General features: G+C 46.8%; 15 protein-coding genes. 10 read left to right on the forward strand and 5 right to left on the reverse strand.

Annotated features, from left to right (window positions below; all coding sequences use genetic code 11):
* The first annotated feature begins 92 nt into the window (after positions 1 to 92).
* The 4 genes from QUA58_RS03835 (at position 93) to QUA58_RS03850 (ending at position 4,278) form a co-directional block, all read left to right on the forward strand.
* On the forward strand, positions 93 to 1,619 hold the full coding sequence (locus QUA58_RS03835) for a phosphomannomutase/phosphoglucomutase (RefSeq protein WP_333248462.1): 1,527 nt from the start codon (positions 93 to 95) through the stop codon (positions 1,617 to 1,619).
* A gap of 52 nt (positions 1,620 to 1,671) precedes the next feature.
* A complete protein-coding gene (locus QUA58_RS03840; RefSeq protein ID WP_333248460.1) occupies positions 1,672 to 1,899 on the forward strand; it encodes a hypothetical protein in 228 nt (75 codons plus the stop codon).
* A gap of 695 nt (positions 1,900 to 2,594) precedes the next feature.
* On the forward strand, positions 2,595 to 3,536 hold the full coding sequence (locus QUA58_RS03845) for a M23 family metallopeptidase (RefSeq protein WP_333248545.1): 942 nt from the start codon (positions 2,595 to 2,597) through the stop codon (positions 3,534 to 3,536).
* A gap of 211 nt (positions 3,537 to 3,747) precedes the next feature.
* Positions 3,748 to 4,278, forward strand: a complete 531-nt coding sequence (locus tag QUA58_RS03850) for a late competence development ComFB family protein (protein ID WP_333248458.1) — start codon at positions 3,748 to 3,750, stop codon at positions 4,276 to 4,278.
* A gap of 522 nt (positions 4,279 to 4,800) precedes the next feature.
* Here QUA58_RS03850 and QUA58_RS03855 read toward each other — a convergent pair.
* From QUA58_RS03855 to QUA58_RS03865, 3 genes are read right to left on the reverse strand one after another with little or no spacing between them, the layout of a single operon-like run.
* Positions 4,801 to 4,932, reverse strand: coding sequence for a hypothetical protein (locus tag QUA58_RS03855; RefSeq protein WP_333393092.1), 132 nt, complete (start codon positions 4,930 to 4,932; stop codon positions 4,801 to 4,803).
* Positions 4,933 to 4,936: 4 nt separating this feature from the next.
* A complete protein-coding gene (gene psb29, locus QUA58_RS03860; RefSeq protein WP_333393093.1) occupies positions 4,937 to 5,650 on the reverse strand; it encodes a photosystem II biogenesis protein Psp29 in 714 nt (237 codons plus the stop codon).
* Between the two features lie 7 nt (positions 5,651 to 5,657).
* Positions 5,658 to 5,786, reverse strand: a complete 129-nt coding sequence (locus tag QUA58_RS03865; RefSeq protein ID WP_333248452.1) for a hypothetical protein — start codon at positions 5,784 to 5,786, stop codon at positions 5,658 to 5,660.
* A gap of 209 nt (positions 5,787 to 5,995) precedes the next feature.
* Here QUA58_RS03865 and QUA58_RS03870 point away from each other — a divergent pair, with 209 nt between their 5' ends.
* Together QUA58_RS03870 and QUA58_RS03875 are read left to right on the forward strand one after the other, a co-directional pair.
* A complete protein-coding gene (locus QUA58_RS03870) occupies positions 5,996 to 7,168 on the forward strand; it encodes an RNA-guided endonuclease TnpB family protein (RefSeq protein ID WP_333393094.1) in 1,173 nt (390 codons plus the stop codon).
* A 136-nt stretch (positions 7,169 to 7,304) separates the two neighbouring features.
* A complete protein-coding gene (locus QUA58_RS03875; RefSeq protein ID WP_333248450.1) occupies positions 7,305 to 7,925 on the forward strand; it encodes a chromophore lyase CpcT/CpeT in 621 nt (206 codons plus the stop codon).
* 252 nt (positions 7,926 to 8,177) lie between these two features.
* Here the strand turns inward: QUA58_RS03875 and QUA58_RS03880 are convergent, their stop codons facing one another.
* Both QUA58_RS03880 and hemF read right to left on the reverse strand, forming a co-directional pair.
* A complete protein-coding gene (locus QUA58_RS03880) occupies positions 8,178 to 8,540 on the reverse strand; it encodes an STAS domain-containing protein (protein ID WP_006631392.1) in 363 nt (120 codons plus the stop codon).
* Between the two features lie 57 nt (positions 8,541 to 8,597).
* Entirely contained in the window at positions 8,598 to 9,641 is a 1,044-nt protein-coding gene (gene hemF, locus QUA58_RS03885) for an oxygen-dependent coproporphyrinogen oxidase (RefSeq protein ID WP_333248448.1), read from the reverse strand.
* Between the two features lie 190 nt (positions 9,642 to 9,831).
* Between hemF and QUA58_RS03890 the strand changes: the two genes are divergently transcribed.
* The 4 genes from QUA58_RS03890 to QUA58_RS03905 all read left to right on the forward strand — a co-directional run bounded on the left by QUA58_RS03890 (position 9,832) and on the right by QUA58_RS03905 (position 12,519).
* Positions 9,832 to 10,902 (forward strand): Mrp/NBP35 family ATP-binding protein, encoded by a 1,071-nt coding sequence (locus QUA58_RS03890; RefSeq protein WP_333393096.1) that lies wholly within the window; start codon positions 9,832 to 9,834, stop codon positions 10,900 to 10,902.
* Between the two features lie 153 nt (positions 10,903 to 11,055).
* Positions 11,056 to 11,247 (forward strand): NAD(P)H dehydrogenase subunit NdhS, encoded by a 192-nt coding sequence (locus QUA58_RS03895; RefSeq protein ID WP_293145052.1) that lies wholly within the window; start codon positions 11,056 to 11,058, stop codon positions 11,245 to 11,247.
* 153 nt (positions 11,248 to 11,400) lie between these two features.
* Entirely contained in the window at positions 11,401 to 12,069 is a 669-nt protein-coding gene (locus QUA58_RS03900) for an HAS-barrel domain-containing protein (RefSeq protein ID WP_333393097.1), read from the forward strand.
* Between the two features lie 147 nt (positions 12,070 to 12,216).
* Positions 12,217 to 12,519 (forward strand): Rieske (2Fe-2S) protein, encoded by a 303-nt coding sequence (locus QUA58_RS03905; protein ID WP_333393098.1) that lies wholly within the window; start codon positions 12,217 to 12,219, stop codon positions 12,517 to 12,519.
* Positions 12,520 to 12,595 lie beyond the last annotated feature (76 nt).

Below are 12,595 nucleotides of genomic sequence, written 5' to 3' on the forward strand. Positions count from 1 at the left end.
CGAAGCTGAGTCGAACCGTCTAGCGGCAAACGAAAGTTTGTACGATCGGTTTTAACCGCCGACTCCGATCTTTTTACTTACCATCAATTATTATGCAAATCTTCAACTGGACAAAACTTCAAAATGGATCAGACATTCGCGGTATCGCCCTCGAAGGCGTTCCCAATGAAACAGTCAACCTAACGCCCGAAATTGCGACAATCTTAGGTAAATCCTTTGTCAGTTGGCTGGTGCAAAAAGTCAATAAGCCAGCGGCCGAATTAACGATCGCGATCGGGCGTGACAGCCGCCTATCAGGGCCAACCTTAATGCAAGCAGTCATGGAGGGAATCACCTCAGTTGGTGCAACAGTGTACGACTTTGACATGGCCTCAACCCCCGCCATGTTTATGAGTACAATTACCCCTGGTTTTGATTGCGACGGCGCGATTATGCTCACTGCTAGCCATTTGCCATTTAATCGAAATGGCTTAAAGTTTTTCACCGCCAAAGGTGGCTTACAAAAGCAGGATATTACAGATATCTTAACACTAGCCCAAAGCAATTACTTTCAGCCAGCCTCATCGCCAGGTAAGATTACAAAGCATGATTTTATCTCCGTTTATGCTAACCAATTTGTCACCAAGATTAGGGAATCAGTCAATCATCCCGATAATTTTGAGCAGCCGCTGACAGGATTAAAAATTGTTGTAGATGCAGGCAATGGTGCTGGCGGTTTTTATGTTGATAAAGTCTTAAAACCTTTAGGTGCAGACACCACGGGCAGTCAGTTTTTAGAACCCGATGGTACTTTCCCGAATCATGTGCCAAATCCCGAAGATAAACAGGCAATGCAGTCGATTTGTCAAGCGGTAATTGAACATCAAGCTGATTTTGGGATTATTTTTGATACCGATGTCGATCGCAGTGCGGCCGTCGATCAAGTTGGCAAGGAACTCAATCGCAATCGCTTAATTGCCTTGATTTCTGCGATCGTATTACAAGAACACCCAGGCTCTACCATTGTTACCGATTCTATCACCTCCGATGGCTTGACACAATTCATCGAACAGGATATAAAAGGGATTCACCATCGCTTTAAACGCGGCTACAAAAATGTGATTGACGAGTCGGTTCGCCTCAATGAAGCCGGACAGGAATCATGGCTGGCGATTGAAACCTCTGGACATGGAGCTTTGAAAGAAAATTACTTTTTGGATGATGGCGCTTATTTGGTCAGCAAATTATTGATTGAATTGGCTAAGTCAAAGCTAGCAAACCAATCTTTGCCAGATTTAATTGCGAATTTAAAAGAACCGGAAGAAAGTGCAGAATTTCGGATTAAACTTGGTGTAGATGATTTCAAGGCTCACGGCGATCGTGTTATTGAGCAACTGCAAGAATTTGTCTCAACGCAAGCAGACTGGAAAATAGTTCCCAATAACTACGAAGGTCTGAGAATTTCCTGCACCTCAGCTAGCGAATCCGGCTGGTTTCTGTTACGCTTATCACTCCACGATCCAGTGATGCCTTTGAATGTTGAGTCGAATGTTAAGGGTGGTGTCGCTCGCATAGTGGCTCGGCTTTTAGCTTTTTTCCAAACCACAGAATCCCTTGATTTGTCGGCACTATCGAGCTAACTTTTTCTTTGGTCAGACTATTAGTTAACCAAACCTAATGAGGAATTTAATCATGTGGCTTTTAATCATAAAATGTTCTGCTGCAAGCTGGGATACCCATTCTAAAGCTTTCAAAGCGATCGCAGATAAATATCCGGCTACACCTCTTTCTTCCAAAAAGATGAAAGGCGATGCTCAACGCATCATGGAGTATCAGCTTGAGGATGTCAATGATGTAGAAGAGTTTATGGAAGAATGCTTAACCTTAAATGGCTTCACCGCTACCTTTGAATCTCTATAAATCTCGGTAATAAGACTAGAGGAATTCTCGATTTTTATCTCATACCCTTTTAGCTAGGAGATCTCAGATTTGGGAATCAGTAGTATTTTCCTAAAAAGTAGGCTACAACTAGAAATTTTGAGGAAGGTTCTAAGAAAGTAAACTGCCAAGAAAGAATTAATTTAACAGCCGACGAGTTAACAATAATAATTATGTCGCAGCGCCGTCAACTATAACTAATACTAATTGTGGAAAGTTATGCAAGAGTAGCTATGGATTATAAAATATAATCCCATCCGGCTATAGATGAAGAGTGTTTCGGTTAAAACTTCGGCTTTCCTGGATTTGTGGTGGAAACGGTAGGGTGACAGTCTGCCTCAAGCGGGTTTTCCTCCCCGCACTACGGTAATTTTTATTATTCTTATCACCTCAAGTTAAGTATTTATTTAAGTTAGTCTCTCATCTCCAAATTTTTGAGTTTCCCAAGCTTTTTACCAGAAAGAATTGGTTTAAAGCCCAAAGCCCGATCGGGAGAAATTAAAAGAAGACTATTCATTACTCCAATCCTCTTCCTTCCAGGTAGGGGTAGCTATCAACTATCAACAGTCAACAGTCAACAGAACTACGGCTGTTTCTATCGACCGATTGAGGATTGCTATAGTGAGTCTAGATAGTTGAAAATATCTCCGCGAGAGAAACGTTAAGGACAGCTAGTGATGGTAATGACTGTGAATCGAGACAAGTGCGGGCTAAGTACGGAAATAATTACAAGTCTGATTTTGCGGTGGCGGCAGTTGAAAGCAAACAAGCTAACCGCCAGTTCAATCGGGGGAATTGTTGCTGGCATTCTAAGTTTTGCCCTGCCGGTGCAAGCTTTGCAGGTAGTTGTGACCCCGAAAAATCCCGAACTGGGAGATACGCTGTCAGTAATGATTCAGGTTGACGGTAACGGTGGCGAAACTCCCAAAGTTTCTCTCCAGCAAAAAAACTACCCCGCGTTTCCGATCGGCAACGGACGCTTTCGGGCCCTGCTGCCGACGACGCCGGTTGAGAAAGCCGGTGCCCGCCTTCTTCAAGTCACAGGTGACGGACAAGTGCAAAAATTGAGCGTGCAAGTGCGCGATCGAAATTTTCCCACTCAATCCATCTGGCTACCGCCTGGGAAAGACGAGGAAGGTACAGATGCGGAGTTTGATCGCGTAGACGCATTTAAAGCACTGGTGACACCCGAAAAATTTTGGGACGGCAAATTGTTGCGCCCCAACTCCGGCGAAATCACCAGTATTTACGGGGTGCGGCGGTATTATAATGGGGTATTTGCTCAGGACTACTACCACCGCGGCGTTGATTACGCGGGTGCTTACGGTTCCCCTGTAGTCGCACCAGCAGCAGGTCGGGTGTCTCTAGTGGGACGCGAATCCCAAGGGTTCAAAATCCACGGGAATGTCGTTGGTATCGACCACGGTCAAGGGGTAGCAAGTATTTTGATGCACCTCAGCCGGATTGATGTCAAGGAAGGCGATGTCGTGAAAGCCGGTCAAGTAATTGGTGCTCTGGGGTCAACGGGGGCTTCGACAGGCCCTCACCTGCATTGGGGACTTTACGTGCATGGGCAGTCCGTCGATCCTGTACCTTGGCGCCTTCAGGGAGTTGAGTAGGAATTTTTACGGATTTTGACGAATAAAGCCGTCAATTATGGGGTAAGTTTGTGGCTGGGGTGTGCAGATAACTGTTCAGGGGTTATCCGTATTGAGTTAGGATTTGTATAAAATTTCTCAACTCAACCCTCAAAACTCGAATCTCAAGACGCTAACAATCGCGTCTTCAAAAAAAACTCTATTAATGATGCCGTTGAGTGGGGACGCATATATGAGTATTGAAAAAATTGTTGAACAAGCTTTGCAGGACGGTTATTTAACGCCGTCTATGGAAGCTGAGGTGGGACGGATCTGCAATACGGCTTCGGAATTGTCGATCGAAGAGTACATGGCTCTCGATCGTCTGATGGGCTCTTTGTTGACTGGCGAAGTTGTGGTTCTGCCACGCAAACAGTTCATCAACGTGATGGAAGAGTTGGTACTCAGCGATGCGATCGCTAGGGTGGCCGAAATTGAAGCGACGAGCGACCTAAGTCTGGATGTGGGAGATATTGCCGCTTATGCTTTAAATAGGCTGCCACCTCTGTACGCTACGACGGAAGAGGGCGCTCACTTTCAAAGGGCTAGGGCTAAAGAGCAACTTCACGATTTGATTTCCAAAGAAGTCAACGCAGCGATCGCCCGCAACTTGGACAGGCCCGACACTCCAAACCCTACAGCTTTGGGCAAGTCTTCTGGAAACGAAGTTCTTTCACAGCTAAGCACTTGGCTGCAAGCTAACGCCACTAATTTTGAGCAGTAGCCGTAGTACCACTCCCAACGGCTCTATTTTGATTAAGTCGATCCCGCTCAATTCAGAAAGCGGGATTTTTAGTTTCTGATCTCAAATCTGTTAGCATCGGAATTATTCATATATCTATTCTCGACCTCTGTGTGAATCAGCGTTAATCGATTGTCATCTGCGGTTAATACATTCTCTTTTTTTAACCGCAGATGAGGGCAGATGCAACACAGATTAACGCAGATAAATTAGATCAATTCCGGTTGTACTGTCCGTGATTGTTGACTGTTGACTGGATTTTACGCCTGATGATGCTACCGGATTTGATATGAGCCACTAACACAGGACGTAGGCAACTGGCATCATATATAGTAAGGTGCTCTATTATCCCGAAATCCTCGATAGTCGTTCAATAAAGGAGTCTAACGCGCCCTACAAGTAGATGAGGGTGTGACATTTCACCTTAGTCCTCTAACATTCATCTGAAGGCAGAAGCCAGAAGGCACAAGACCGAAGCCAGAATTCAAGAAAAAAACTTAAAATTTAAGAGCTTTCTTTATTTGTTAAATCAAATAAAAAATTTCTTCTTCCTTCTTCCTTCCTTCCTTCTTCCTTCTTTCTTCTTCCTTCTTTCTTTCTTCTTCCTTCTTCTTCCTTCCTTCCTTCTTCCTTCAAACGATTAATTGTTGGTGTCAGAAGAGTCAGCCGAGGGGCCGACGGTAACTTTTGTTTCGCGTTTTTCGCGTTTTTTCCGTTCCGCTTGGATGACATCTTGAAGCACTATTCGTGCTTGGGCCATTTTTTCCAAATTGCTGCGGTACAAATCTAAATCTTTACTAACTTTGTCTTCAGGCAGGTGCAATGCCACACAGACTTTGGCGATCGCGTCGTTTCGCGTTTCTTGGTCTTTTACCATGTCGGGGTCAGCTTTTTCTAACAGCGAGAACAAGCCGATCGCGAACAAGCGACTGTACTTAAATTGAGCGTTGCTGGCGATCGCCCCTAAAGATGCTTGCAAATCTCCTGTATCTTGAAAGCTGGTGGAGCGATCGAGCCACGAGAGCAACTCTGACCCGGAAAGTCTATCTGCCAAGCTTTCCAAGCGCTGAGCGTCTTGCTTGTAGCGTTCGGGATCGTCTTCTAGGGACTTGCACAAAGCGTTAAAAATCGAAAGTCTGTCGGCTTCTGGGGCGTACCCAAGCATGAATCGATCAAAAGCTGTCACTACACCCAAAGCATAAATCGGGTCGTATTGAAAATCGGCATTCGCCGAAAGCAAGTGCATTTCTACCATCAACTCTTCCACCACTCGACGGTAAATTGAGTTGATCGGTCGAGTGTGAATCGTATAGAAACTTCGCTTAGTATCTGAAACAGTACGGTTATTGTTCACCTGAGTCTTATAGATAAATAATTTTGCCGTAGCGGGCGTGCCAGCGCGGCGTGAGTAAAGTCGGGGGAGTCAATTCTGCGATCGGGCTGACAAAGATTGCCAGTTTTTTAAGCGTTGCCGCCTCCTTGCGAGACAAAATTTTATCAAAAAAATTTTACGCGCGATCGGCAGCAACCATTAATATGTCGCAATAGGAGGGGCAAAACCCCAGTATCTTTACAATCATAGCTCTTCTGGGATCGCTCATCAGAAAAATGGGTAGAAACCCCGTCCTTATAGGACGGCTTCACAAAAAGACACAAAACCAAAGCGACTAACTCACAAAAGACGTGCTAGAGCGTGAAGATGGAAAAAGCCTACCGCTACCGATTCTACCCGACCGTCGAGCAAGAAAATCTCTTGCGACGGACAATGGGTTGTACCCGGTTAGTGTATAACAAGGCTTTGGCGGCCCGCACGGAAGCTTGGTACGAGCGTCAAGAGAGGGTTGGCTACAGAGAAACTTCCTCGATGCTGACGAATTGGAAAAAAGAAGAGGAACTCGACTTCCTCAACGAAGTTAGTTGCGTACCTCTTCAACAGGGACTCAGACACCTTCAAACAGCTTTTACCAATTTCTTTGGGGGACGAGCCAAGTACCCTAATTTCAAAAAAAAACACAACGGTGGTAGCGCTGAGTTCACCAAGTCAGCTTTCCGTTGGAAAAACGGGCAAGTGTTTCTGGCAAAGTGCAATGACCCGCTACCTATTCGCTGGAGCAAACAAATTCCAGCAAGCTGTGTTCCTTCTACTATTACGGTAAAACTAACACCGGCTGGACGCTGGTATGTCTCTATACTTGTAGACGACTACACGCTCAAACCACTTCCCAAAACAAATAAAACAATCGGCTTGGACGTGGGAATTAGTAGCCTGATTGCTACTAGCGACGGCAATAAGATTGCCAACCCCAAGCATTTCAAGCAGCTTCGTAAGAAGTTAAAAAGGAAGCAAAAAGCTCTAGCCAAAAAGCAAAAAGGAAGTCGTAACCGTGAAAAAGCGCGGGTGCAACTGGCTAGAGTCCACGCACAAATAGTCGATGTCCGCAAAGATTTCTTGCACAAACTAACAACTCAAATCATTCGTGAAAATCAAACGATTGTCGTTGAGGACTTGGCTATCAAGAATATGGTGAAAAACCATAAATTAGCTCTTGCTATTAGTGACGCTAGTTGGGGCGAGTTAATTCGCCAGCTAAGTTACAAGTGCCAGTGGTATGGGCGAGAGTTTGTAAAAATAGACCGCTGGTTTCCCAGCTCTAAACGCTGTGGAAACTGCGGTCACATTGTTGAAAAATTGCCGTTGAATATTCGAGAATGGGAATGCCCTAAGTGTGGCGCAAACCACGATCGTGACATTAACGCAGCAAAAAACATTTTGGCGGCTGGGCTAGCCGTGTCAGTCTGTGGAGCGACCGTAAGACCCGAACAGAGCAAATCTGTTAGGGCGGGTGCTATGAAGCAGAAACCTAATCGGTGACGATTGGGAATCCCTGTACCTTTAGGTCAGGGTGGATGTCAAAAATCTAATCTTCTGACTTGCCCAGCCTAGACATGGCCTTACATATCACGATAACTTGTTTTTGTCAACCCTAATCGTCAAAAATCAAACAAACATGACAATTTCTCCTGAATTAATAGCTTTAGCTCAGTACATGGCGGGCGAATTTGACAACCGGGAACAAGCGCTAGCAGAGCCGGCGTGGTACGTCCACCTTCGTTTGTGGCAAAGACCACTACCGGTTCCTTTATTTTCCGAACCCAGCATTGCCCTGTTTGCCGAACAAGCCAACATTCTGGAATTAGACAAGCCATACCGCCCCCGCATCGTGCAACTGAGGCACTCACAGATAGCGCCGGGACTTATCGAAGCTCAGTATTATATGTTCAAGGATATCGCAGCCGTCAAAGGAGCCGGTTGCAACCCCGACTTGCTTGGAAAGCTAACGAAGGAGCAAATCCAACTCCTCCCCGGCTGCACCCTGTCGGTTGCAGTGCAAAATTTAGCCTCAAACAGCTATCGGTTTCGGGCATCTTTGCCGGAGGGCACTCGCTGCGGCTTTGCCTACGGGGGGCAAAATTACCAAGTAGACTTGGGATTTGAAGCCGCAGGCGAGGAATTTCTTAGCTACGACAAAGGAATAAGCCCCACGACAGGCAAGGCTATCTGGGGAGCTTTAATGGGCCCTTTTAGATTTGTCAAGCGTCAGGATTTTGCTGCTGAGATATTGGTTTGAAGCAAGAAGCAACAAGCAACAAGAAACAAGGAAGAAAGATTTAGCTATCTAGGATAGAAGGCAAGACTTTACCTTGACCTATTCTTCTACTTTAGTGTTTTGGTGAACCTCTCAACCTCTCAAGAAAGGAAGAAGGCAGAAGGAAGCCGGAAATAATTTACCTGCTTCCTGTTCTTGTGCAGGGTTTCTGCGCGTTTTGTGAGCCTCAAGCTTAAATTGCGCTTACACCGCAACCGATGCAAGCGGGAGTGCTCAACTTGCGCGCGGCACCCCCTCTAGAGCTTCTTCTTCCGTCTCAAAGATTTCAAACACAGAATCCATCATGGTGACTTCAAACACCAGTTTGGCTTCGGGATGAACATTGCAAATGCGGAAACTTCCCTTAACTTTATCCGCATCGCGCATACCTGCTACCAATGAAGTCAGACCAGAGCTATCTATAAAGTTAACCTGACCAAGATTCACGACGACATGGCGGCTGAGTTTGGAAATACACTCTTGCAACTTGAGGCGGAATTGCCAAGCTGTAGTGATGTCCAACCGTCCTGTCGGTGCTAAGACGATAACTGTTGTACCGTCTTGAAGCGTGTGGGTTTTTTGATCAATATGAATCACTGACCCTTCCCTCAAATTTATTATCTATCGCGGTGGTTACTGTCCCAGTAGTTTAACTCAGGTCGGTGACTGCTGAGGCATCCAATTCGCCCAATCTTGCGGTTTTAGGAACTTGGAGTAGAGTTCGGCTTCTGGAGAGTTGGGTTCTGGCTCGTAGCAGTATTCCCAGCGTACCAAAGGTGGCAGGGACATTAAAATCGATTCGGTGCGTCCGTTGGTCTGCAAGCCAAAGGTTGTGCCTCGATCGTACACTAAGTTAAATTCAACGTAACGGCCGCGGCGGTAAAGTTGGAAATTACGCTCGTGTTCGCCGTATTCTTTCGATCGGTGCTTTTCAATAATGGGGGTGTAAGCCGGCAAAAATGCCCGGCCGCAGTCCTGTACGAAGGCGAACAGCGACTCCCAAGTTCTAGGTTCGGGCACCCCGATGTTGTTGCTGCACTCAGCGGCCTTGCCTTTGACATGATGGTCGCGGTAAAGCGCGCCTTGAGCGCTTTGGTAGTCAAAAAACAGGCCGCCCACGCCGCGGGTTTCTTGGCGGTGAGGCAGGTAGAAATATTCGTCGCACCAAAGTTTAAATGTCGGATAATATCCGGGATGGTGGCGATCGCAAGCTGCTTTCAGAGTTTTGTGAAAATGAGCTGCATCCTCAGCCAACGGGTAATAAGGAGTCAAATCCACACCGCCGCCAAACCACCAGATCGGGCCTGCCTCAAAATAGCGGTAATTCAGGTGAACCGTAGGCAAATAGGGATTGCGGGGGTGCAGCACCATCGAAGTGCCTGTTGCATAGAAATCGTGACCGGCGGCTTCTGGGTGCTTTGCCAGAATCAAGGCCGGCAAACTTTCGCCCCAGACTTGGGAAAAATTGACTCCCCCTTGTTCAAACACATTGCCTTCGCGCATCACGCGAGAACGTCCGCCGCCGCCTTCGGAGCGTTCCCAAGAGTCCTCCTTAAATTTGCCACCGCCATCGAGCTGTTCGAGGGATTGACAAATTTCGTCTTGTAGGCTTTTCATAAATTGGCTGACTCTAGCTCTAGAGTCAGCCGGTGGCAAAAACGGGGAAGTGGCGGTTTTAAGTGTGGTAGAAACTGTCATAAAATTTTCTGTTGTCAGATTTTAGTCTTAGATGGGCAATGATTCCCAAATCCAGTTGCCATGTAATTATGCCACCGTAGGTCTGCAAATGATCGCTATGAAGTTACATTAAAAAATAGCAATAAAAATATACTTAAACCTGCGATCGAAAATTCGCTAACCCAATTGCAGAGCTATGGTGGAGAACACAATGCCCAATACACTCGATGTTAGTTCAGTCTTAGAAATCCTGCGACCTGTGCAAGACCCCGAAATTCAAAAAAGTTTGGTGGAATTGAACATGATTCGTAACATCAAAATCGACGGCGGTACAGTCAGTTTTACTTTAGTGCTGACAACGCCTGCTTGCCCGCTGCGAGAATTTATTGTCGAAGATTGCCAAAAAGCGGTCAAACAGTTGCCAGGAGTCGAAAAAGTGGCGGTGGAGGTGACAGCCGAGACGCCCCAGCAGAAGGGGGTGGTCGATCGCCAAGGCATTGAAGGCGTGAAAAATATTATCGCAATTTCCAGCGGCAAAGGTGGCGTCGGCAAAAGCACGGTGGCGGTAAATGTGGCAGTAGCGCTGGCGCAAACCGGCGCTAAGGTGGGTTTGCTGGATGCGGATATCTATGGGCCCAACGACCCGACAATGTTGGGTTTGGGGGACGCGAAAGTGATGGTTAGGGATGGAAAAAGCGGGGAAAGCTTAGAACCCGCCTTCAATTACGGCGTCAAATTAGTGTCGATGGCGTTTTTAATTGACAAAGACCAACCCGTGATTTGGCGCGGCCCGATGTTAAACGGGATCATTCGGCAGTTCCTCTATCAGGTGAATTGGGGCGATTTAGACTATCTGATTGTCGATATGCCTCCGGGTACAGGAGACGCGCAGTTGACGATGGCGCAGGCGGTGCCGATGGCTGGTGTGGTAATCGTGACGACGCCGCAGACTGTGGCTTTGTTGGACTCTCGCAAGGGGTTAAAGATGTTCCAGCAGTTGGGAGTGTCGGTATTGGGAATTGTGGAAAACATGAGCTATTTTGTGCCACCGGATATGCCTGACAAGCAATACGATATTTTCGGTTCTGGTGGCGGGGAAAAGACTGCTGCTGAGTTGGGAGTGCCGCTGTTAGGCCGCATTCCGCTGGAAATTCCGTTGCGGGAAGGTGGCGATTCGGGGGTGCCGATCGTGGTGGGACAACCGGGTTCTGCTTCAGCTAGGGAGTTGCGGGCGATCGCGGGCCGCATTGCGGGTAAAGTTTCCGTAGCAGCCTTAGCCTAAATTACATTGAAATTAACATTACCTGAAATCAGGAGACGGCAGTGCCGTGTCCCTACCTGATTATTTTGAGGTAGGGAGACGGCATTGCCGTCTCCGAACTCGATCGCCAAGAAACGGTAAACTATAAACAGCAAACATCACATTCAAAAAATTATGATTTTTCCTGGATCGGCAGTTCGAGTTAAAGATAAGGGCGAGATTTACTACGCTTTTCAAGGACAAGTTCAGCGAGTTACCGACGGGAAAGTCGCGGTATTGTTTGAAGGCGGCAATTGGGACAAGTTAATCACTTTCCGGCTATCGCAGTTGGAACTTGTGGATGCTACTGCTGGCCGCGCCAAGTAGTCATTAGTCATGGGTCATTAGTCAGTTGCGTCGCCCTGAGCGGAGCCGAAGGGTTATTTGTTATTGGTTATTAGTACCCACTAACAAATAACAAATAACAAATAATAAATAACCAACTGTCAACTGCCAACTGTCAACTGTCAACTGACTAATATGCGTTTACCTTTACCCCAATTTGCTACAAAAGAGCGCCATCCCGATCGCATTGCTGAGGTAATCGAGACGGCAACTTCGGAGTTTTTGGCTCAATGTTTGGAACCGGAAGACTTAAGCTTTCCCGTGATGCCACCTTTTGGGAGTTGGGTGAAGGCCGAGGATGAAGAGTCAAAAAATCAAATTTACGGCGTGGTTTATTACGCTACGACTAGCCCGATCGACTCGGTGCACAGAGCTCGCGCTTTGGGTTTGTCGCTGGAAGAGTTGCGGGAGGAACAACCGCAGATTTTTGCGATGCTAAAAACCGAGTTTCGAGTGGCGATTGTGGGGTTTGAGGCTGCGCCGGAAAGGTTGAACGGTCACGGCCCATCGAGGGGTAAAATTTATCAGTATTTGCCGCCGCGCCCGCCGCAAATTCATCAGGCGGTTTATCGCTGCGAACCGGATGAGGTGATTGATTTTACGGTGCAGTTGGATTTTTTGAGGACGCTGCTGGGGGTGACTAATGCGCCGGTGGATGCGCTGACGGCGGCCGCGATTCGGGAGATTTATCAGTTGCGGATGCGCGATCGAGCTTGGTTGGTGGAAGCGGGCAGGAATTTGAGTGTTTTGTTGAAGGATGATTACGACAGGTTGCGGTTGATTTTGAGTCAGATTCATCCGTAGGGAAAAGCTGGAATAAGATAATCTGCACTTACGCAAAAAGTGAGTGGTTGGAGACGCTACGAATAGCAGTAAAGTGTGCAATGCGCGCCCTACATAATTAGGTTCTGCGTAAGTCCCGCTCAGGTTTTTTCAGAGGAAAAATATTTTATGTGGGTAGAGATAACAGGGCTCAATCAAGTTCCCGAATGGGGTGTGTTGAAGGTAAAAGTTGACGAAACTTCAGTGATTTTGAATCGTCAAGGCATGAATGTAACTTGTTACCGCAATGCTTGCACTCATTTAGAATATCCGATCGACATGGGTAAGGTAAATAACGGCATCATTACCTGTCCCTTTCACAAATATCAGTACAAGTTAGATACTGGTAAATGCTTGAATGCACCCAGCGATTCCCTGGAATCTTATCCGGTAAAGATTGAGGGCGATCGCGTTTTTGTGGACATAGATTAGTCATAATTTACTTATTTTCTGAGTCTTGGCGCGATGGCAAGAAACCGGGTTTCTGCGAGAATTTGGGCATCCTTAC

Source organism: Microcoleus sp. N9_A1 (assembly GCF_036701795.1).
Classification (GTDB): Bacteria; Cyanobacteriota; Cyanobacteriia; order Cyanobacteriales; family Microcoleaceae; genus Microcoleus.

Coding starts and splice junctions, on each gene's coding strand:
- QUA58_RS03905 (WP_333393098.1), top strand. CDS start 12,217: ATGTGGGTAGAGATAACAGGGCTCAATCAAGTTCCCGAATGGGGTGTG.
- QUA58_RS03835 (WP_333248462.1), top strand. CDS start 93: ATGCAAATCTTCAACTGGACAAAACTTCAAAATGGATCAGACATTCGC.
- QUA58_RS03900 (WP_333393097.1), top strand. CDS start 11,401: ATGCGTTTACCTTTACCCCAATTTGCTACAAAAGAGCGCCATCCCGAT.
- hemF (WP_333248448.1), bottom strand. CDS start 9,641: ATGACAGTTTCTACCACACTTAAAACCGCCACTTCCCCGTTTTTGCCA.
- QUA58_RS03895 (WP_293145052.1), top strand. CDS start 11,056: ATGATTTTTCCTGGATCGGCAGTTCGAGTTAAAGATAAGGGCGAGATT.
- QUA58_RS03850 (WP_333248458.1), top strand. CDS start 3,748: ATGAGTATTGAAAAAATTGTTGAACAAGCTTTGCAGGACGGTTATTTA.
- QUA58_RS03870 (WP_333393094.1), top strand. CDS start 5,996: ATGGAAAAAGCCTACCGCTACCGATTCTACCCGACCGTCGAGCAAGAA.
- QUA58_RS03875 (WP_333248450.1), top strand. CDS start 7,305: ATGACAATTTCTCCTGAATTAATAGCTTTAGCTCAGTACATGGCGGGC.
- QUA58_RS03840 (WP_333248460.1), top strand. CDS start 1,672: ATGTGGCTTTTAATCATAAAATGTTCTGCTGCAAGCTGGGATACCCAT.
- QUA58_RS03845 (WP_333248545.1), top strand. CDS start 2,595: ATGGTAATGACTGTGAATCGAGACAAGTGCGGGCTAAGTACGGAAATA.
- QUA58_RS03890 (WP_333393096.1), top strand. CDS start 9,832: ATGCCCAATACACTCGATGTTAGTTCAGTCTTAGAAATCCTGCGACCT.